We start from the raw sequence: 21,473 nt of genomic DNA on the forward strand, positions 1-21,473 counted from the left end.
AGAATTCTTAAGTTTTACAAAAAAAGCTTATGGAACCTGTAATTCCATAAGCCGATCTATTGGATTGGATGTTCAACAATAAAGGACATCCAGCCATCTTTATATTCTGCATGTATATTGCCATGATGAAGTTCAACAATTTTTTTTGAGATAGCAAGCCCCAGTCCATTTCCCTGGTCATCTTTTCTTGCCTTGTCCCCTCTGAAAAATCTTTCAAACAATTTATTGGGATTGCTAACAGGCGGTCTCTCGACTTTATTTGATACTTTCAAAATTGCCTTGTTGCCTATTAGTTCAAGACATATAGATAATTCGGATGGTTTCATGCTGTACTTTATCGCATTCATAAAGAGATTTTCATATACACGTACCATTTTTTCTACATCTATGAAGATAGGTATTGTTTCTTCCGCGATAGATCTTTGAACAATTAAACTTTCCTTTTCAAATATAGGTATGTATTCTCCAACTATTTGTTCCAACAAACCTGATAAATCAACTTCATTAAGGTTTAACTTAGCATCTATGCCTGATAAACGAGTATATTCAAACAGCTCATCAATTAAATATTTCAGTCTCTGTGACTTTGAATACGTGGTTTCAAGGTATTCCTGTAATTGTGTGTTACTGTTGTATTGCCCTCTTTTTAATAAATCTATATAGCCAATAATAGATGTTAACGGGGTGCGTAAGTCATGAGATACATTGGTTATAAGTTCATTCTTTGTACGTTCCAATCGCCTTTCTTGTTCAAATGTATGCTCCAATTCCTTAGACATATAATTTATATTTTGAGCAAGTTGGGTCAATTCGTCCTTCCCCTTAATCCCAATTGTCAAACCCAGTTTTCCATTGGCAATATCATTCACATTATCAGAAATGAGCTTCAAATATACTATTTTCTTTCGAACCAATATCAAAAAAAATATTATAAAGTTAACGATTGCGAACGCAAATGAGAACAACAATGCCAAATTGGCTTCAAACATACCAAAATCTTCGTGGTTTCTAAATAATGGATCTATGACGTATTGCACAACAAGGATTGTTAAACAAAACGAAACAAGAAAACTAACTGCAACAGCACCCAGAAGTTTTATAATTATTTTATTTCTAAAGCTAACCCTCTTCATATTTTATACCCAATTCCCCAAACGGTTTTAATATAAATGGGATGTTTAGAATCCTCTTCAATTTTGTCTCTTATTTTTGTAATATGGACCATAACTGTATTATCTGATTTATAAAAAACCTCTTTCCAAACTGCTTCATATATTTTCGCAACGCTCAGGACAACCCCTTTGTTGCGGGCAAGTAGTTCTAGAATAGCAAACTCTTTTGGAGTTAACCTTGTTTCTATTCCCCTTACCCATACTTGACGAGTATCTGTATTCACGGTTAAGTCACCAATTTCTAGAATACTTTTATTATGCTCTATGGACGTATTGTATTTTTTAAATCTTCTTAATTGGGATTTTACCCTAGCGATTAATTCTAGTGGGTTAAACGGCTTTGATAAATAATCGTCTGCACCAGAGGCTAGACCCTGAATTTTGTCTATATCCTCAGATTTTGCAGATAGCATGATGATAGGTATATTGCGGTCTTCCCTAATCTTCATACAAGCTTCAATACCATCCATATTCGGCATCATAATATCTAAAATAATCAAATCAAATTCCTTTTCTTCTAACAATTGTAAAGCTTCCATAGCATCTTCTGCCTTTTGAGTTTTCAGACCTTCATTTTCCAAATAAACAGAGATAAGATTTCTAATCTCTTTATCATCATCGACAATAAGAATTTTTGATTCCATATGATTCCTCCATATTTTTTCTCGTATTAAACAGCTAAAAACATAAGCAGGTGAGATATTTGTATCTTCTTTTTTTCTGAAGACAAGAAATAACATAATGTATATACGTAATAGCGTTCTCCCTAATATTTTGTTCACTATTTACTACTAATCCATATACAATAAATAAGTTCCTTTTCTCTTTAAATTTTTCTTATAGTAAAAAATAAAATTCCTTATTATTTTCCACTAATAAAATAATTGTCTTGAGATTTCTTCTTTTAATTAATTTTTCTGTGAATACACCTGTACTCAGTCCATATTTGACAATGTAATTTACTTTCTTCAAATCAATTCCTTGAATTATTTTGTCTCCAAGAAACCTTGAACTTGGAATGGCTGTACCAATTGATTTTTAGTGCATTATATACAGAAATAAGAAAGCGAATTGTTTTTATACCTAATCATCCCACAGATTTAAACTCATAATTATACTCTAGAGTCCAAACCTTAAAAAAAAGAGGCAAAAATTCTTAAGAATTCTTAAGCTTTCTACAGCATTTTGTCATAAGAATATATGAAGACTCTTAAAATGTTAGCTGTTTCTCCAATAACACTCACTATTTGCCAATCCGAAGAACAAAAAGAACTTGTAGGAATCCCTACAAATCCTTTTTCAGATAATGTATAAAAGATGAATTAAGCTATCTCATTACGCGTAACGGGGAAACCATCAATATGGATTGATTTCATTATATAACAAATTTTACCATATGCACTTTTGATGTTTGAAAATCTAGTTAATTGATAAAAAGGAATAAACAAATATTTTAACCCCCTAAAAATCCTAATCTAATATTTCGTGAAAAATATTTGAAATCAATATAAATTTCATAATATATTAGTAAAAATGTATACATAGGTAAATAGAGAAGAATATAGCGTCCTTACAAAAAATATTTATATTTATGAACATCAAAACTTTTCCCAATATTCAGAACCACTTTTTGTAATCCAATCCACATTTTGTTGATACTAATATAGTTACAGATATGCTAAAATTCATTTGAACATTGCTTTTGGGAATACAATTTATCATAATCGCGATTTATTTTCTACAAACTGATTGGGTTCCAACCCAAATTGCGGTGTTATTCCGCAGTCCTTAATAAATTGTTAAGGACCTTTTTTATTTGTCCTTTAGCTGCGAAAATATAAAATTTTCATAATGGGAATACTTCATAATTTTAGATTAATAACAATCTGGCGAGAGTCCTTATTTAACATAAATATGACAATAACATAGTTAGTTTTTATAAAAAGAAATAATTAAGATATAAGATGATATAATAAAAATGAAATGAACACCCCTACTTATTTTTAAGGCAAGTAAGTAGATTTTATTTCATTAGTTTAAAGCTATGTACAAAAAAATAACCCCTAGGGGTTATTTTTTTGTACATAGCTTTATTTTTCAAATTCTTTAAAAGTATCTTTTAAATCTTTATCTGTTATTTTTATATCTGCTTTCTTGAATAAATCTTTAAAGAATTGTTGTTGCCATTGTTGATCTTGTAAACGCTTCTGTTCTAATTCCTTACGAATATTATCTTTTTCTTGATCAAAAGGTTTTAACTCTTTTTTCTCTGTTAATTTAATAATATGGTAACCATGAGAAGATTTTATTGGATCACTTACTTGTCCAGCTTCTAATTTATAAGCAGCTTCTTCAAATTTAGAATCCATTTCACCTGGACCAAACTCAGGTAATTCTCCACCTTTTTCTTTTGAACCAGGATCTTCTGAATATTGTTTTGCTAATGCTACAAAATCTTCTCCATTATTTAATTTTTCTTTTATTTCTTTCGCTGTTTTTTCATCTTTTACTAAAATATGACTTGCCTTTAATTTTGGTTTATAGTAATCTTTCATTTCCTTTTCCGTAACTGAAGCTTTAACAGCTTTTTCAAAGGCTATTTGCGTTTTTATTTTTGTTTTAAGATCATCTTCATCTTTAGCACCAGCTTGTGTTAAATAGGATTTAAAATTATCGCCCATTTGTTTTTTTAATTCTTCAACTTTTTTCTTTGCTTCATCATCTGAAACTTTATATTTATCTAATAAAATCTTGTCTAACATTACTTGTTGTAAAACAGGTTTTCCTGCTGTTTCTTTTAACTTTTTATTAAATTCTTCTTGTGTCAAATTTCCTGATTTCGATGTAACAAGATTATCAGAATTACCACATGCAGATAATAATAAAATACTGCTCATTGCAGCACCTATAAAAATATGTCGTTTATTCAATGTATTATACCTCATTCTATAAATTGATTTATAGTCTAGTATATTTTATTTCCTTAATAAAACAAAATTTTTATAAGAAAAAGTTTTTGTTTATTTCCATTAAAAATGTAATATAGATTCACTAAAAACAAAGGTATTCACCTACTTTTAAGTATAAGCTAATAGCTGAATTAAGGTCTAACAAAGGGATTATGCCTTTGCCGTAGACTTAAAACTACAAAGTAAACTTTTGGGTAAAAGTTTACTCCTTATTTATTGACTATGAAGTAACCACATAGTTTATAGTATGAATATTATTCCTTATAGGAGGCAATATAATTAGATGGATAGCTATAAGTTAACTAAAAGTGATGTAATTAAGATATTTAATACAACGAAAGAAACACTTCGATTCTATGAAGAAAAAGGACTAGTTCAGCCAAAGGTAGGTAAAAATAACTATAGACTTTATAGTAATGAAGACCTACAGAAAATTAGCCAAATCTTTTTTTGTAAGGATATAGGTTTTTCAATTGAAGAAATTGATTTAGTAATAAATAAGAAAAATATAATAAACAATATAAATATCTTAAAGAACAAAAAAAATGATATTGAAGCTGAAATTTATCGATTTATGGAAATGCAAGAGAAAATTACTAGGATCCTCGATCTCCTTCAAAATAGAAGTAGAAAATTCAATGAAATTCAGAGTGTCTATTTTGAGGAAAGAAAATATTATCATATCAAAGGAGAAAATTTTAATAGTGTAAAATCCTTTTTTGATAAATTCCGTTCTATTTTTAAGCAAGGTGAATTTTTTCAAGAACAATTTATAACAATGTGTCCTATTAAAAATTTATTCAATGATGATCTGGGACTATCAGTTTATTATCCTGTTTTGAATGATACAAAAATAGAGCATGTTAATATTCTTAGTATACCTGCAGGTGATTATCTTTGTGTTGATTACCTATGTACAGAAGAGCATATGGATGAAGTACGACGTCAAATATATACAAATATTACAGATTATATAGAGAGAAATGGTTTACAGTTTAGATCATGTAATGTAATTGAAACAGATTTACATGAATTAAATCTATTTTATCCCGAAGGACAGATAATTATGAATATACAAATTCCTGTTGAAGAAAAATCAAAATACCAAAAGAAATGAGCATTTATTTATGCAACACAATTTATAAGGAAGGTATACAAATCGGCCCTTTTATCAAAATGTGCTTAGTATGATTTTTTTACGAAGTGCTGGTAGTCCACTTATTATAAAATCATAGAATCTCTTTAAGTTAATACAAACTAAAGCCAATTTCCTTAACTTTGAAGTGAACCCGAATAGTGGTACATGAAAAAACACCTCCTGAATTCGCATACTAAGTATGCAAATTCAATGGAGGTGTTTTCGGTTTGAAAACAAGAGTTCATTACCCAAAAGAAGTAAAGTGGAAAGTCATTAAAATGAAAAAGGATGGGTATTCCAATCGGACCATTATGGAGAAGCTTAGATCTGAAAATGTCTCCCAAATTAAGACATGGATGAAATGGTATCGCACCAATCAAACGTACCGTTTTCAACAACTTGTAGAAAAACAATATTCTTATGGAAAAGGGCCAAAAGAGTTAAATGAATTGGAACGGCTACAGTTAGAAAATAAACAGTAAAAAACAAAATTACTTATATGGGGAAAGTATCTGGAAATCGAAAGGAGTTGAACCCGGAAACTCTAGTTCATTTATGGAATAACTTCAAAACAAAAATAACGGTTAAAGAATTTTGGAATGTATTAGAATTACCTCGTTCCACATTTTATTGTTGGTTACAACGAACAGAGGACCTTAGAAATGATATAGAAGAGAAAATAAAGGACGTTTGCCTTAGGCATAAATTACCTGCAAATACAAATTCACAATAGATTTCCCATTTTAATATCTCTGCATTTTATCTTTACATCTACATGTTATTCTCCTCATGTAAGTATCTTACATTTATTAATAATGGAAATAGTGAAAGACTTTTAATTGGTTAAACTAGAAAAAAATATTTTTTCGAGAAAATAAATCGTGGGGAAGATAGAATATGGAAAGAACAATTTTAATTGTGGAAGACGAAGATATTTTACGTGAAATTATGAAGGATTATTTACTAAATGAAGGATATAAGGTCTTAGAAGCGATTGATGGGAAAGAAGCATTGTCTACATTTGAAGAACATGAAGTACATTTAATTATTCTAGACATTATGTTACCAGAATTAGATGGTTGGACGGTGTGTCGACGAATTCGTAAAACATCTAATGTGCCTATTATTATGTTAACGGCTCGGGTTGATGAAGATGATACTTTACTTGGATTTGAACTAGGAGCAGATGATTATGTTACAAAACCATACAGTCCCCCTATTTTATTAGCGAGAGCCAAACGATTAATTGAAAGTCGACATTCTTCTAAAGTTAATATATCAATTAAGGACACATTAACTAGAAGTAGCATCCATGTACATTATCCCTCCCGTACAGTAACTGTCGATGAAAAAGATATAAGTTTGACGCACACAGAATTTGAAATATTAACATATTTAATGCAAAATCAAGGGATTATTATTTCTAGAGAACAATTAATCACTAAAATATGGGGGTACGAATTTACAGGGGATGATCGTACAGTCAACAGTCATATCCGTAATTTGCGTCATAAATTAGGAAATAGAGCAACTTGTATTGTAACAGTTTTCCGAGCTGGTTATAAATTTGAGGATCAGATATGAAAAAAGGAATTGTATTAAAATTATTTATATTAACAACGGCATTATGCACACTTATTTTAGTAACTATTTTTATTGGACAAACCATATTTTTCAAGCAATACTATGCAAGTCGAAAAGTTAATGATATTAAAAAGAGTATTCAATCTTTTGAAAAAGCATATGTAAAATCTGGAGATGACGCGAAAGCAATTCAAGAATTGGAACAAGATTTCTATCAAGAGAATGCGACATGGATTACAACGCTAGACAGTGTAGGGAATATAAAATATGCAAATGGGTTCTCTTTAGAAATTCAATTAGATCCTAATAAAAATAAATTTTTTTCTAATCATGTAATTCATATTCCAATGTATAGTTTTATCGATTTAGAGGATATGCAAAGGCTGCAGTTTCGTTTAGCACAGGGGAATCGTATTATTATTGATGGGATACAACAAGGTGATACAGTAATACCGGCGATTTTAACAGTAGAAAATGAGAATTTGGTATTGGAGAATAAGCACCTTTCAGAAAGGTTATATGGAAGAAAAGACACAACGGATCTGTCACCAAAAGAAAGCTCAAAGTTATACTTATCAGGAAACATTAAGCAAGTACAAATTCCAGAGGTAACGATAGGGCCAAGCTTTATTTATACAAACCGTGTATTAATAGACAGGATAAAACAATTTCAGGTAAATTTAATATTAAATGAAAAAGATAAAAAATTAAATTCTATGGAAATAATGGATTATGAGCAAAATGATATTAAATATAAAATATTAATTAAACCAATAAAGGATGTAAATGGCAAGACAAATTATTTTTTTGCTATGACATCATTACAACCAGTGGACGAAGCTGTACAAATGATAAAAGATTATTATATTTATTTAGTTATATTAGTCCTAATTCTTATTGTTTTAGTCTCGTTCTATTACTCAAAAAAAATTGCGAAACCATTGTTACAAATAAATGATACTACAAAAAAAGTTGCGGATTTGGATTTTTCAGAGAAGATACCTATTACTACAAAAGATGAAATAGGTGATTTATCAAACAGTATTAATACACTTTCTATGACTTTGCATTCGTATATTAACCAACTGCAGCAAGACATAGAGAAAGAAAAGCAATTAGAAAATACACGTAAAGAATTTATTTCTGGTGTTTCACATGAGTTAAAGACGCCTTTAAGTATAATGAAGAGCTGTATTTCAATTTTGGAAGACGGTGTTGCTAGTAATAAAAAAGAGTATTACTTTAAAGCAATGTCAAAAGAAGTGGATAAAATGGATATGCTCATTATTGATATGCTGGAGTTAGCAAAATTCGAGTCTGGTACGTATAAAATGGAGATGGATGCTTTCCATATTGATGAGATGATTGATTATATATGCGAGCAATTAACCTTGGATATAACAACTAAGCGATTACATGTCCATAAGCACCTTTCTAAAATTGAAGTTATTGCAAACCAACATCGAATAGAACAAGTTATTACTAACTTTATTACCAATGCCATTCGTTACACGCCAGAAAATGAAAATATTATCATGTCAGTTATAGAAGAAAAGGAACGTGCGAAAGTATGTGTAGAAAATAAAGGAGCTCATATCGCACCAGAACATTTAGAGAAAATATGGGATCGTTTTTATCGAGGAGATACGTCTCGTCAACGCTCCAAAGGTGGAACGGGACTGGGACTTGCTATTTCAAAGAATATTTTAGAATTGCATAATGCACAATATGGTGTATCAAATACTGAAGATGGTGTATTATTTTTCTTCTATTTAAATAAAAGCGTGTAGAATTTGAGTTCTACACGCTTTTATTATTTTCAAACAAAACTGACCTCACCTGCACTTTATCTTTATCAGCGTTCATTAATTATTTTACTATCTAACAAAATTAATAAATAAATCTAACAATTTTAATATAATAAAAAACAATTTACCGACAATTGAACAGTTTGTTTGCTGCTTCGCTAGTATATAAACAGCTTCCGAACTGGGGAATAGCGTAATTTTATTAAAAAGTGAGGACAATGGAGTATTCTTTAACTGATTTCGACATTATCTGCATTTTATCTTTATCCCTCTCTATTAATCTATTTATGGTAAGAACCGGTTGAAAATACTGATTCAACCAAATAAAGGTTCGGATTTATAAATAATTAATAATTAATATAAAAATCAATAGAGAAAGGATAGATAAATAATGAAAAAAACAAAAAATAAGAACAAAACAAGTGTAATAACTACGGTAATTATATCGCTAGGGGCTGTTCTAGCAACAGCTTGTTTCATGTTCTTTTTAATTGGAAAATTTAATTCCACTCCTGCCAAAGGAGTAGCTCAAGAAAGTATTAAGCAAGTTAACAAGCAGCAACAAGAAAAGAAAAGTGAAACACCACCGACAAAACAAAAAAGGCCGGATGGAAAACCTGTAGGAAAAGTAGTTTACTTAACATTTGATGACGGTCCAAGCACATTAACTGGTCAATTTTTGGATGTATTAAAAGAGAACAATGTTAAATCAACATTTTTCATGCAAGGAAGTAATTTGCAAAATACCAGTCTTCAGGAAAATGTAAAACGAGCAATAAAAGAGGGGCATTATATTGGTGCACATAGTATGACGCATAATAGCAATAAGTTATATAAAAATGGGCAATTTGTACCAGAGATGAAAGAAACTCTAGCTCTTATACATGAAATTACAGGTACAAGCCCTAAATTAGTTCGCCCGCCATATGGTTCCGCACCAGGTCTAAAAAGCGAAGAAATTCGTAACCAAATTGTAGAATCTGGAATAAAAGTCTGGGATTGGACGATTGATTCTCATGACTGGGAATTAAAAGATAATCCAACTCAGATTGCAGAAAATGTAAAAAAACAAACAACAGAAGATATAGAAGTTGTTTTGATGCATGAAAAACCACAGACATTACAAGCTCTTCCTGAAATTATTAAATTTTATAAAGAGAAAGGATATGAATTTGGTGTATACAATGATGCAGAACATTTCCACCTGAATTTCCAGAAAGATCAACGTTTATAGTATGTAATTATCTTTGAAAATTGGTTTTTATCAGTAAAAACGTTACCTGATTTTATCGATAAAAACACTGTAAGAAAAGAAATTGTATATGATTTTTAAAAAAATTACAATCTCATTGATAAGTATCATTTCCTTAGCAGCTTGCGGGGATCCAGATAGTAAGAAAGACATTACTAGTTCAGTCAATAAAATAGACTCTTCTTCTATCACCCTAAAAAAAGAGTCCCCCTCTTCGTCTAACATAGATACTTCTACATTTAAATCTATTTTTAAAACAAGTGTATTTTTAGGGGATTCCATTACAGATGGACTTCATGATCTTGATGTATTAGACGAAGAAAATATTATAAGTGGTATAGGGAAATCAATTGGAGATGCTCAAGAAAATGTAGAGCAAGTAGCCAATCAAAAACCAGAAAATATATTTATTCTACTTGGGTTATGTAATCTTACTGACACAAAAGAATCTGCAGTAACCCAATACTCTCAATTGATTCAAAAAATAAAAGAAAAATTACCTAATACAAGAATAAATATCCTGTCAATTACACCAGTTACACCAGAACGTATACAAAAAGAAGAGCGTTATAAAAATATTAAGGATTTTAACGAAGGATTTAAAATGATAGCAAAAAAAGAACAAGTGAATTTTATCGATTTATCCCCGATATTTAAAGATAATCCAGAACTCTATATTAAGGACGGCATACATTTTAAGCCTGAATTCTATCCAATTTGGTTGGAATATTTAAAAAATCAATTAAAATAAACAAAAACATGTTTGTATTATTAAATTACTACTTTTAATGTGTGTAATGTTTATATAAAACTAATGTAAAAAGGAAGTGAACTATTGCAACTAGCAAGAATTCGCTTCCTTTTTATTTACCCCCACTTATACTCAATCTCAGAAATATAAGTATCAAATTATTCTTCTGTTAAGTTATTCAGTAACTAATTTTCAAACTTTACATTCTTTGAATTATCTCTATCTTATCTGCACCTTATCTTTACTTGTAAAGATTAATCTATATATTGTAAACGAAAGGTTCGCATTGAAAATAAAAATAGTATCGCTATATACACCATCGCTTACGAAATAATGACTTGAGAGGAAGATAAAAATGTTAAAGAAAGTATGTGTTTGTCTAGTTATGGGGACCATTGCATTATCCTCCGCAGCCTGTGTAAATAAAGGAACTGAAAAAACATCAAATAAGGTCACTCAAGAGGCTGTGCATGAAAAAAAATCGAAAAATAGTGCTGTTAAACCTATTTTTAAAAACAGTGTATTCTTTGGTGATTCCATTACTGAAGGGATGATTGATCAAGAATTAATCGATGATCAAAATATTATTGCTGACAAAGGTAAAGTTACAGCAATGGCTATAGAGGAAGATGTTAACAAAGTAGTAGAAAAAAAACCTGAACATATTTTTATGAGCTTTGGAACAAATGATTTACTGATGCCTATGGATCTTGAAGGAAAACCTATCGAAAATCCAGTCAAGTTTTCAATAGATAACTATTCAAAATTAATACAAAAAATAAAAGAAAAACTTCCAAATGTAAGCATACACCTTTTATCTGTTACACCAGTTATAGATAAGGTATTACAGGAATACCCACAATATAAACATATTGATGAATATAACGTGAAACTTAAAGAATTAGCAAAAGCTGAGAAAGCAGAGTACATCGATTTATCTCCAATCTTTGAAAAAAACAAAGATTTACATGATCAAGATGGTGTACATTTTAAAGCAGATTATTACGAGCTACTACTTGAACAATTGAGAAGTTCCGTTAAGTAATGCTTACACCTAAAATTTACAGTTCTTCTGTAAGAACTGTAAATTTTAAATAAAAAACACAGACAAAACTATTGTAGGAGGTGAAAGAACAATGGTGTTCAGTAGTTTAATTTTTCTTTTCTTATTTTTACCATTAGCACTTGTTATTTATTACGTATCACCTAAAGTTCTTCGAAATTTTATATTATTTATCGTCAGTCTCATTTTTTATGCATGGGGTGAGCCTGTGTATATAGTCATTATGATATTCTCCACCATATTTGACTATGCTAATGGTGTACTTATAGATAAATATAGAGATCGCAAGGGTATTACAAAAGCAATATTTATTAACTCTATAATAATAAATTTAGGAATACTTGGCTTCTTCAAATATTATGGTTTCGTGGTGGATAATATCAATACGATTTTCAACTTAAATATTGAGGTTGATACCCTTCCCCTTCCAGTAGGAATTTCTTTTTATACTTTCCAAACTATGTCTTATGTAATTGATGTTTATTTAGGGAAAGTACAAGCACAAAAAAACATTATTTCTTTTGGAACTTATGTTACGATGTTCCCTCAACTTGTTGCAGGCCCTATTGTAAAGTACAGTTATATCGATAAGCAATTACAGGAAAGAAAAGTAACATTCGATCGTTTTGGTCAAGGGATGGAATTATTTATTAAAGGGCTTGCGTTAAAGGTACTTTTAGCTAACAATATAGGACTTCTTTGGACAAGTGTAAAAACAACTTCTATATCAGAACTTACCATCCTGACAGCATGGATCGGGATTATTGCTTTTGCTTTCCAAATTTATTTTGACTTTAGAGGATATTCAGCTATGGCTCAAGGGTTAGGTAAAATGTTTGGGTTTGATTTTCCAGAAAACTTTAACTATCCCTATATCTCAAAAAGTGTAACTGAATTTTGGCGTAGATGGCACATATCATTAGGTTCATGGTTTAGAGAGTATGTGTATATTCCTCTCGGTGGAAATCGGACCGGATTAATCAAACAACTTAGAAATTTATTGATAGTTTGGTTCTTAACAGGATTGTGGCATGGAGCGAATTGGAATTTTATTGTTTGGGGATTGTATTTTGGATTATTTGTAACACTAGAAAAACTATTTCTTTTAAAATGGCTTAAAAATAGAATGAGCTTTATTGGACATGTGTATACACTTATCATTGTTTTAATTGGATGGGTATTTTTTGAATTTGAAAACTTAGCAGTAGCAATGAATTTCTTGGGAACAATGTTTGGGTTTAATCAATCTGTTTTCTTGGATAATGAAACGCTATATTATCTAACAACTAATTTTATGTTATTTATTGTCCTAGCAATTTGTTCAACACCATTTCCCCAAAAAGCGTTTGGATATATTAAAGAAAAGTTGAAGCTTCCAGGTGCAGTTGGCATTCCCGTTTTCTATATAGTACTAGTAGTTCTTTCAACTGCTTATTTAGTGAATGACACATATAATCCATTCTTATATTTTAGGTTTTAATGAAAACCTTTAGAACAATGAGTTTGTATTTAGTTTGAAAGAGGTGAGTTACTTGAATCAGTATGAAAAAATATACAAATACACAATGGCAGGGTTATTGTCACTATTTATAGGGGGAATGTTTAGTATAAATTTACTAACTCCCAATAAAACATTTTCAGATGCAGAGAATAGAAAGCTAGAACAGTTCCCAACTTTCTCTTTCCATAATCTAATAGAAAAAAAGTTTACTTCTAACTACGAAAAATATATTTCTGATCAGTTTGCATTCAGGGATTTTTGGATAAATGTGAAATCTGATATAGATTACACACTAGGAAAGAAAGAAAATAATGGTGTGTATATCGGTAAAGATGGTTTTTTACTTCAAAAGTTTAGTAAGCCTGAAGAACAAGATGTAAAAAACAAAATAGAAGCAATAAATGATTTTCATATTGCTAATCCTAATGTGAAAATGCAAGTCATGTTAGTACCTACAGCAATTAGTATTTTGGAAAATAAACTCCCAAATTATGTTTCTCATGGTGACGAGCTTACGTATATTAATAAAGTAAAAAAATCCTTAGATAAGGATATAAATTTTATAGATGTATATCCTGTATTGAGCTCAAAAAAGGATGAATATATATATTATAAAACCGATCATCATTGGACCACCAAAGGGGCATATTATGCCTATCAAGAGCTGGGTAAAAATATGAAATTTACTCCTAATGAAAATGTGGCATTCAACATTAAACAAATTACACATAGTTTTTATGGATCCCTATATTCAAAAGCAGGTTTTAGAAATATAGATCCTGATAGCATTGAATTATATGAGCCTAAGAAAGCGAAAAAATATAAAGTGGAATATCTTGATGAGAATAAAACATCTACCTCTCTTTATGAAATGGAGAACATCAAGAAAAAAGATAAATACACGATATTTTTCAACGGAAATCATCCATTAGTGAAAATATCAACTGATAATACGAATGGAAAAAAATTATTAGTTGTCAAAGATTCTTATGCAAATTCTTTACTCCCTTTTTTACTACCACATTTTAGTGAAATCCATATAGTCGACCTTAGATACTATACAGATAGTCTAAATATGTTGGTACAGAAAAATAAAATCAATGATATGTTAGTGCTTTATAATGGAAATACCTTCTTTGAAGATGCATCTATTAATAATCTATCCGAATAAATAGATTTATCCACCCCTTTAATAAATTTATGTTCATGGCTGTATTCATTAAATATAAAGCGTTAAAATCCTTGTTCAAATTAAATATTTAAAACAACTAAATAAAAGGAGAATTTAAACTAATGACACATTTGTTGAAATTTTTTAATATAAAATTCGTTATTACTATTATAGTTTGTACGATTACTTTAGGATCTTTAAGTGGTTGTTTTGGAAAAAAAGATAACGTTAATAACCTTTCAGCTACAGAAATAGGTGAGAAAATTAAACATGTTACTAACCTAGAAGAAATGAAAGAAGGAGATAGTAAAAAGCTTCAAAAGCTATATAACATAAATACGGATGAAGTCGAAAGCTTTGTGTTATATACCGCTCCTACAAATATCAAAGCTGATGAAATCGCTGTAATAAAAGTAAAAGATGTGAAAAATGTAGAAGACATTAAAAAGAACATTTCAAATAAGGTCGAAAAGCAATCAAAAAGCTTTAAAGACTATCTTCCAGACGAATATTTCTTAATAGAAAAACATGTCTTAAAAACAAAAGATAACTATATCCTGTTTGCAATATCAAAGGATGCTGATAAAGTTGAAAAAACATTTGATAAACTTTTAAAGTAATCAACCTCTAAATTAATAACTACGCCCAAAGCTGATTTTTTTATGATAAGGAAATCAGCTTTTTCTTTGTAAAATATTTTTTAATATAGGAAAACCGGATTTTATTTTTCATAAAATTTATTAACGTGGGTTTTATGTCATTTGGTTGGTGGGACCCCATTGCTATCAAGCTAAGATTTTAAAGTCCCCCCTAAACGGAAATTTTCTTTCTCTACAGGTAGTTACTTTGAGAAGGTAGCTCATCTTTTTCGTTTTGGGGGCGTTTATTTTTTAGTTGATGGTGAGTAGTTCAATAAATGCTTATTTTAATTTAAAGAATCAAAGATTAAATAGATAAACTGCAAAAGTGAATGATTCAAAATATGAGTAGAACACGCAAAACGCCTCTAGCATTTAAATGAGCTAGAGACGCTTTTATGTGTTTTATTCATATTAATTTCAATGACTAAAATTTGATATTTCTATATCGTCTTTTTGCCAAATGTCAACTTTAAATTCTACTGAAAATTAAACAGCCAGATGAACCTTATGTTTATCTCCACCTCTGCAACAGAACTATTTCAATTTTTAAGATGCATCTTCAAACTGACTATTGTATAGATCCGCATAGAATCCTTTCTTTGCAATCAATTCTTCATGATTACCACTTTCAATAATGTCTCCATCTTTCATAACCAAAATCAAATCGGCATTTCTAATTGTTGAAAGTCTGTGTGCAATCACAAATGATGTTTTACCCACCATCAATTTATCCATTGCTTCTTGAATAAGCGCTTCAGTACGAGTGTCAACCGAACTAGTAGCCTCATCTAAAATAAGTAACGGAGCTTTTTTTACCATGGCCCTTGCAATAGTAAGAAGCTGTTTTTGCCCTACAGATAAGCTCGCTTTATCATTTAATGCTGTATCGTAACCTTTAGGCAAAGTTCTAATAAAATGGTCCAAACCTACTGCTTTACAAGCCGCAACTACTTCTTCATCAGTTACATCTACTTTGTTATAAATTATATTTTCCTTAATCGTACCTTCAAATAACCAAGTATCTTGTAACACCATACAAAATAGATCATGAACATTTTTACGAGTAATTGAATTAGTCGGTACATCCTCAATTTTTATTTCACCGCTATCAACTTCATAGAAACGCATAAGGAGGTTCACAAGCGTTGTTTTTCCAGCACCGGTAGGTCCAACAATTGCAACTTTTTGGCCGGCTTTTATATGAGCAGAGAAATCTTTAATAATAAGATTCTCTTTCGTATATCCAAATTTAACATTTTTAAATTCCACATTACCTTTGACATCATTGGCATGTAATATAGATTCTTTGTCACTTTCGTCTTCAAGCTCAGCTTCGTCTAAGAATTCAAATACACGTTCGCTTGCTGCAGCAGTTGACTGCAAACTTGTTGCCGCTTGTGCTAACTGAGACAATGGCTGCGTAAATAAGCGAATATAAACCATAAATGAAACAATAACACCAAATGTAATGGTACCTTTCATCGCTAGTGTAGCACCTACTACACAAACAACAACATATCCCAAATTTCCAATAAAGATCATAAGGGGCATCATCATTCCTGACATAAACTGTGATCTCCACGCACTTTTAAACAAGCTTTCATTGATTTCATTAAATTGTTGCTTTGCTTCTTTATCACCATTATAAACCTTAACTATATCATGCCCTGAATAGATTTCTTCAATATGACCATTCATTCTACCAAGTTCTTTCTGCTGGCGTATGAAATATTTTTGAGATTTAGATATGATGAAAATCATTAATACAAACCCAACGGCTGTTGCAGCAATAGCCGAAAGTGTCATCGTAACATTTATAGAGAACATCATAATTAAAGACCCTAGGAACATAACGACCGCTGTCACTAACGAACCAATACTTTGATTTAGCGTCTGACCAATCATATCCACATCATTCGTTACACGACTTAGCACATCTCCATAGGTTGTAGAGTCAAAGTATTTTAATGGTAATTTATCGATTTTGTCAGCAATATCCGTACGTAATCGCTTGGATACTCGCTGAGTCATAGTAGCCATAATAAACGACTGAATATAGCTGAAGATAAAACTCAGTCCGTACAAAATAGCAAGAAGTAGAGCAATATTTCCTATAGCGGTAATATCAATCTTACCTGCAATACCCTCTGTAATTAAATCGGTTATCTCACTAAGCATATTTGGTCCAATGATAGTGAAAATGGTTCCTACAGCTGCCAATACAAGCGCAAAGATAATCGCTGGTAAATACGGTTTACAATAGGCAATTAACTTTCCCCACGGCTTTTTAAAGTTCTTTGGCTTTTCTCCAGGAGCTGCCATTCCTCCTGGGCCACCTGTACCTTTTCGAGGACTATTTGTTTGATTATTACGCATTTCCCAGCTCCTCCTTCGATAGTTGTGAATAGGCAATTTCCTGATAAGTCTTACAAGTTTCCAACAATTCACCATGTGTACCCATACCAACGATTTTCCCTTCGTCAAGTACGATGATTCTATCAGCATCTTTAATTGTTCCAATTCGCTGTGCTACAATCAAAGTGGTTGTACCTTTCGTTTCTTTTTTCAAGGTAGAACGAAGCTCACGGTCTGTTTTATAATCTAGTGCAGAAAACGAGTCATCAAAAATTAGGATTTCTGGATTTCTGCTCACTGCTCTTGCAATAGAAAGGCGTTGTTTTTGTCCTCCAGAAAGGTTTGTACCGCCTTGGGCAATATCAGCATTATATTCGCCATCCATTTTCTCTACAAATTCTTTTCCTTGAGCAATTTCCACCGCTTTTTTGATATCCTCATCTGTTGACGAGATCTGGCCATTATCCCCGTAGGCAACATTTGACTTTACTGTGCCTGAAAATAATACGGCTTTTTGAGAAACGTAACCAAACTTATTATGAAGAGCTTCTTGTGAATATTCTTTTATATTGATTCCGTCGACTATAACCTCTCCCTCAGTAGCGTCGTAAAACCTTGGAATCAAATTAATTAGCGTACTTTTACCACTACCAGTAGAACCAATAAAAGCGACAGTTTCACCTTTATGTGCTGTAAAGCTAATATCTTTTAAAACATATTCTCCTGCATCAGGATATTTAAAGCTAACATTACGCAGTTCGATTTCGCCTTCTATTCCCTTAGGTGACGATTGTACTTCTCCATCGGTAATTGTCTGAGGCGTATCTAGTACTTCATTAATACGTGCTGCAGATACAGATGCTCGCGGCAGCATAATAAACGTCATCGCTAATAACATAAATGCCATAACCACCTGCATTGCGTAAGAAGAAAATACTACCATATCACTGAACAAACCGATTCGATCCATTCCTCCTGCGTTCATAATCAAATGAGCCCCAATCCAGTAGATAGAAAGAGTTAAACCTGACATAATTAGACCCATGCCCGGCTGCATAATGGCCATCAGGCGGTTCACTAGAAGATTTGTATCTGTTAAATCTTTATTTGCTTTCTCAAATTTTGCTTCTTGATACTCTTGTGCGTTATAGGCATGAACAACACGAATACCAGTTAAACCTTCTCTTGTTACTAGGTTCAGATTATCTGTCATTTTTTGAACTACTCTAAACTTTGGTAATACAAAAATGATGATGCTGCCTATCATAACAAGCAAAGCAACGACAGCTACTCCTGTTGCTGCTGACCATCCCCAACTTTTCCCTGTTATTTTTAAAATGGCCCAAACCGCAAGGATAGGTGCTTTAATCATAACTTGAAGACCCATTGCAACAGTTTGCTGTATTTGCGTTATATCATTAGTAGAACGAGTAATAAGACTTGCCGTTGAAAAACCATTAATTTCTTCCATAGAGAAAGATAACGTTTTATTAAATACCCCTTTTCTCAATTCTTTTGAAAGAGAAGTTGCTACTCTTGCCGCAAAATAACCAACAACAACTGACAAAATCATACTACCGAGAGCACATAAAAGCATCTTTCCTCCTGCTAGCCATATCTCGCTCGTTTCGCTACCCTTTGTCTGTACGAGGGTCGTAATTTCAGACATAAAATCTGGTAGCTTCAAATCTAACCAAACTTGACCTACAATGAACACAATACTAGCAACAATAAGTATCCATTCTTTTTGTTTTAAGTATTTAAATATTTTCAACATATTTACATTTCTCCTCATTTTTCGTTAATATGCCAATGATATAGTGAGTAAATAATTAAAAATAGAGTCATCTTGACGTCGGTTAATAATTAAAAAATCACCTTATACTTTTTTATGGACACTATTTATTTATCCGCCCTTTTATAGAGCCCTTTTTTAAGCAACGAAAGCTCTAAAGTATAGTTGTTCACTGACTCATCGAATGGTATTTCCTTTGCGAAATTTTGAATAAGATTGTGAAACGTCACCGCCGTGATTATTTTCATGACATGGAATATTTCTCGTTCATCTGTAATGTTTAGTTTTTCTTTATTTATTAAGGTCATGATTTCAGACAATCGATTTTTATGCTCATCCTCATTCATGTTTCGAGTAAATGTATTTTCAACTTTATAATTCATATTCAAAAAAGCATTTCTAAAAAAGTTTTGATTTTCTAAGTTTTGGAATTTACTCAGTGTATATTGGTACAATTCAATATATGAGTCAAATAAATCACCCTCATTTTCTTTTATTATTAAAATAAATTTATCATTGTATCTTTTAGAGTGTTCATTTAATAAAAAGAAGAAAACATCTTCTTTATCCTCAAAGTATTGATAAAAGCTTCCTCTCGGTATTCCAGCATCTTTAATAATATTGGAAATCGATGCTTCGAATAACGGAACTCTTGAAAATTCTTTCATTGCTGCCTGAATTAATACTTCTTTTTTTTTCCTTTCTAAATTAAAAAATGTTTGTTTAGGCATTTTTCTCCCTCCGATCAAATAAGTGACAACGTGTCACAATTAGGTGTAATCCAATACTATATGACAACGTGTCATACGTCAACGGAAAAATATGACACATTGTCACAATCATTTAACTAGGATTTAGCGGGGAGCGACTCCAAACCCATCAAGCTACTATTTTAAAATGAACTCAAACCGAAAATTATATTTCTTCATAATTTCCCATGGAAATTCGACTCATTTTTTGTTTTGGGGAACAAAGTATTTCTTAAGTTGATGGCTGTTGGGTTCTGCCACATGCCCATCAACCTAAGCTTTTAAATTCCCCTAAAAATGAAAAATTTGTGTTTTTATAGCATAAAAGTTTATTTTTATCCTATTTGGGATGACTTGTTTTCTTAAGTTTACGGACAATTCCTTCCTTTACTTATTCTCACTTATCGCTTTATTCACCATTTCTATCAGCTGCATTGGAATGTTAAAATGATTTTGTGCGAGATGAAGTTCGGTTAGCCCCTCTTCTTCACTTGATTTTAATTCGCGTACTTCGTGGTGAAGAGCTTCCATTTTCAAATCTAATTCAGTCGCAACTATAGCGGCTTCTTTTAATTCTGACGTGAGTCTTTCGGGAACTGCATGGTTATATTTATAGTAGATTTTGTGTTCCAAACTTGCCCAAAAGTCCATGGCAATCGTCCTGATTTGTATCTCTACACAAACTCTCTCTTCTCTGTCTGACATATATACTGGTACTTTCACAATTAAGTGTAGGCTTTGATAACCGTTTGATTTTGGCTCTTTTATATAATCTTTACATTCAATGACCTCAACATCCTTTTGATTGCAAAGCATCTCACTTAGACGGTAAATATCCGATCTAAATGAACACGTAATTCGAATACCCGCAATATCTTTCACTTGTTCCTTTATTGCTAAAAAAGATAACTGGATGTTTTTTCTTAATACTTTTTTAAAAATACCTTCGGGCGATTTTAAGCGTGAAGTCGTATGTTCGATTGGGTTGTAATCGTGAATATGCTGAAACTCCTCTTTTAAAATATTTATTTTCGTATTCATTTCATCCAAAGCAAATTTATAGACCAGCATAAACCTTCTCAATTCCTCTTTTATTGCATTCAATTTGTTCATCTGGATGGGCTTATTCATAGTTATACTCATTCCTTTCGTTCATGGCACAAACGAAAGAAGGTTCGTTCGCCTTGAGCGTTTTTTATATTCCTGCATTACAGAGATACCACCAAACTGCAAATCATGTTGAGGTGAGTGAGCCACCCTGTCGCAGGATGATCGATAGTTATTATGTGTAAATTACTTTCCCATGCACAAATAACTCGCTTAGAGCACTGCAAATTTATCTTTGATAAACAACTCGTTTGTAGCTGGGCAATCAGCCTCTGCTGACTACCTCAGTACATCATACTAACAATTATCTTTATCTCAAATACGTGAGATTATTCTATTAATGGGGTAAAGCCGAAATACGAGTAAAAACAGGTCATATTCTTACTTTTATTCTAATTTATTCATCTGTTCGATAAT

At 31.3% G+C, this 21,473-nt stretch carries 16 protein-coding genes and 1 pseudogene; 10 read left to right on the forward strand and 7 right to left on the reverse strand.

Translation table 11 applies throughout. The annotated features are described in order from the left end of the window. Positions 1–56: 56 nt before the first annotated feature. The 3 genes from AC241_RS28375 to AC241_RS28385 form a co-directional block, all read right to left on the reverse strand. Complete coding sequence (locus AC241_RS28375) at positions 57–1,133, reverse strand: sensor histidine kinase (RefSeq protein WP_050845141.1); 1,077 nt, start codon at positions 1,131–1,133, stop codon at positions 57–59. Then, positions 1,130–1,816 (reverse strand): response regulator transcription factor, encoded by a 687-nt coding sequence (locus AC241_RS28380; protein ID WP_050845142.1) that lies wholly within the window; start codon positions 1,814–1,816, stop codon positions 1,130–1,132. The genes AC241_RS28375 and AC241_RS28380 overlap by 4 nt, the downstream gene beginning before the upstream one ends. 1,446 nt (positions 1,817–3,262) lie before the next feature. Further along, positions 3,263–4,102 (reverse strand): peptidylprolyl isomerase, encoded by an 840-nt coding sequence (locus tag AC241_RS28385; RefSeq protein ID WP_050845143.1) that lies wholly within the window; start codon positions 4,100–4,102, stop codon positions 3,263–3,265. A gap of 322 nt (positions 4,103–4,424) precedes the next feature. On the opposite strand from AC241_RS28385, the gene AC241_RS28390 reads away from it, so the two are divergent. The 10 genes and pseudogenes from AC241_RS28390 to AC241_RS28435 all read left to right on the forward strand — a co-directional run bounded on the left by AC241_RS28390 (position 4,425) and on the right by AC241_RS28435 (position 15,029). Continuing rightward, positions 4,425–5,258 carry a MerR family transcriptional regulator gene (locus AC241_RS28390; protein WP_050845144.1) on the forward strand — a complete coding sequence of 278 codons (834 nt, stop codon included), beginning with the start codon at positions 4,425–4,427 and terminating at the stop codon, positions 5,256–5,258. Between the two features lie 248 nt (positions 5,259–5,506). Continuing rightward, positions 5,507–5,985, forward strand: a pseudogene (locus AC241_RS33620) (IS3-like element ISBt2 family transposase); the annotation flags it as partial. Between the two features lie 191 nt (positions 5,986–6,176). Next, positions 6,177–6,863 carry a response regulator transcription factor gene (locus tag AC241_RS28400; protein ID WP_050845146.1) on the forward strand — a complete coding sequence of 229 codons (687 nt, stop codon included), beginning with the start codon at positions 6,177–6,179 and terminating at the stop codon, positions 6,861–6,863. Next, positions 6,860–8,653 (forward strand): HAMP domain-containing sensor histidine kinase, encoded by a 1,794-nt coding sequence (locus AC241_RS28405; RefSeq protein WP_050845147.1) that lies wholly within the window; start codon positions 6,860–6,862, stop codon positions 8,651–8,653. Before AC241_RS28400 ends, AC241_RS28405 begins: the two co-directional genes overlap by 4 nt. 409 nt (positions 8,654–9,062) lie before the next feature. Continuing rightward, positions 9,063–9,905 carry a polysaccharide deacetylase family protein gene (locus tag AC241_RS28410; RefSeq protein ID WP_050845148.1) on the forward strand — a complete coding sequence of 281 codons (843 nt, stop codon included), beginning with the start codon at positions 9,063–9,065 and terminating at the stop codon, positions 9,903–9,905. Positions 9,906–9,993: 88 nt separating this feature from the next. Beyond that, on the forward strand, positions 9,994–10,674 hold the full coding sequence (locus AC241_RS28415; RefSeq protein ID WP_050845149.1) for a GDSL-type esterase/lipase family protein: 681 nt from the start codon (positions 9,994–9,996) through the stop codon (positions 10,672–10,674). Between the two features lie 355 nt (positions 10,675–11,029). Beyond that, the gene (locus AC241_RS28420) at positions 11,030–11,719 is read left to right on the forward strand and encodes a GDSL-type esterase/lipase family protein (RefSeq protein ID WP_050845150.1); all 690 of its coding nucleotides are present in this window, start codon (positions 11,030–11,032) and stop codon (positions 11,717–11,719) included. A 91-nt stretch (positions 11,720–11,810) separates the two neighbouring features. Then, positions 11,811–13,217, forward strand: a complete 1,407-nt coding sequence (locus tag AC241_RS28425) for an MBOAT family O-acyltransferase (protein ID WP_050845151.1) — start codon at positions 11,811–11,813, stop codon at positions 13,215–13,217. A 52-nt stretch (positions 13,218–13,269) separates the two neighbouring features. Further along, positions 13,270–14,409 carry a DHHW family protein gene (locus AC241_RS28430; RefSeq protein WP_050845152.1) on the forward strand — a complete coding sequence of 380 codons (1,140 nt, stop codon included), beginning with the start codon at positions 13,270–13,272 and terminating at the stop codon, positions 14,407–14,409. Between the two features lie 122 nt (positions 14,410–14,531). Beyond that, the gene (locus tag AC241_RS28435) at positions 14,532–15,029 is read left to right on the forward strand and encodes a DUF4358 domain-containing protein (RefSeq protein WP_050845153.1); all 498 of its coding nucleotides are present in this window, start codon (positions 14,532–14,534) and stop codon (positions 15,027–15,029) included. A 567-nt stretch (positions 15,030–15,596) separates the two neighbouring features. Here the strand turns inward: AC241_RS28435 and AC241_RS28440 are convergent. The 4 genes from AC241_RS28440 to AC241_RS28455 all read right to left on the reverse strand — a co-directional run bounded on the left by AC241_RS28440 (position 15,597) and on the right by AC241_RS28455 (position 21,020). After that, positions 15,597–17,426 carry an ABC transporter ATP-binding protein gene (locus AC241_RS28440; protein WP_050845154.1) on the reverse strand — a complete coding sequence of 610 codons (1,830 nt, stop codon included), beginning with the start codon at positions 17,424–17,426 and terminating at the stop codon, positions 15,597–15,599. Next, the gene (locus tag AC241_RS28445) at positions 17,419–19,182 is read right to left on the reverse strand and encodes an ABC transporter ATP-binding protein (protein WP_050845155.1); all 1,764 of its coding nucleotides are present in this window, start codon (positions 19,180–19,182) and stop codon (positions 17,419–17,421) included. Before AC241_RS28445 ends, AC241_RS28440 begins: the two co-directional genes overlap by 8 nt. 125 nt (positions 19,183–19,307) lie before the next feature. Further along, positions 19,308–19,931, reverse strand: coding sequence for a TetR/AcrR family transcriptional regulator (locus AC241_RS28450; RefSeq protein ID WP_050845156.1), 624 nt, complete (start codon positions 19,929–19,931; stop codon positions 19,308–19,310). 405 nt (positions 19,932–20,336) lie between these two features. Beyond that, a complete protein-coding gene (locus AC241_RS28455) occupies positions 20,337–21,020 on the reverse strand; it encodes a GTP pyrophosphokinase (RefSeq protein WP_050845384.1) in 684 nt (227 codons plus the stop codon). Positions 21,021–21,473: the final 453 nt, after the last annotated feature.

Source organism: Bacillus thuringiensis (assembly GCF_001182785.1).
GTDB classification, from domain to species: Bacteria; Bacillota; Bacilli; order Bacillales; family Bacillaceae_G; genus Bacillus_A; species Bacillus_A thuringiensis_S.

Coding starts and splice junctions, on each gene's coding strand:
- AC241_RS28375 (WP_050845141.1), bottom strand. CDS start 1,133: ATGAAGAGGGTTAGCTTTAGAAATAAAATAATTATAAAACTTCTGGGT.
- AC241_RS28380 (WP_050845142.1), bottom strand. CDS start 1,816: ATGGAATCAAAAATTCTTATTGTCGATGATGATAAAGAGATTAGAAAT.
- AC241_RS28390 (WP_050845144.1), top strand. CDS start 4,425: ATGGATAGCTATAAGTTAACTAAAAGTGATGTAATTAAGATATTTAAT.
- AC241_RS28400 (WP_050845146.1), top strand. CDS start 6,177: ATGGAAAGAACAATTTTAATTGTGGAAGACGAAGATATTTTACGTGAA.
- AC241_RS28405 (WP_050845147.1), top strand. CDS start 6,860: ATGAAAAAAGGAATTGTATTAAAATTATTTATATTAACAACGGCATTA.
- AC241_RS28410 (WP_050845148.1), top strand. CDS start 9,063: ATGAAAAAAACAAAAAATAAGAACAAAACAAGTGTAATAACTACGGTA.
- AC241_RS28415 (WP_050845149.1), top strand. CDS start 9,994: ATGATTTTTAAAAAAATTACAATCTCATTGATAAGTATCATTTCCTTA.
- AC241_RS28420 (WP_050845150.1), top strand. CDS start 11,030: ATGTTAAAGAAAGTATGTGTTTGTCTAGTTATGGGGACCATTGCATTA.
- AC241_RS28425 (WP_050845151.1), top strand. CDS start 11,811: ATGGTGTTCAGTAGTTTAATTTTTCTTTTCTTATTTTTACCATTAGCA.
- AC241_RS28435 (WP_050845153.1), top strand. CDS start 14,532: ATGACACATTTGTTGAAATTTTTTAATATAAAATTCGTTATTACTATT.
- AC241_RS28440 (WP_050845154.1), bottom strand. CDS start 17,426: ATGCGTAATAATCAAACAAATAGTCCTCGAAAAGGTACAGGTGGCCCA.
- AC241_RS28445 (WP_050845155.1), bottom strand. CDS start 19,182: ATGTTGAAAATATTTAAATACTTAAAACAAAAAGAATGGATACTTATT.
- AC241_RS28450 (WP_050845156.1), bottom strand. CDS start 19,931: ATGCCTAAACAAACATTTTTTAATTTAGAAAGGAAAAAAAAAGAAGTA.
- AC241_RS28455 (WP_050845384.1), bottom strand. CDS start 21,020: ATGCTGGTCTATAAATTTGCTTTGGATGAAATGAATACGAAAATAAAT.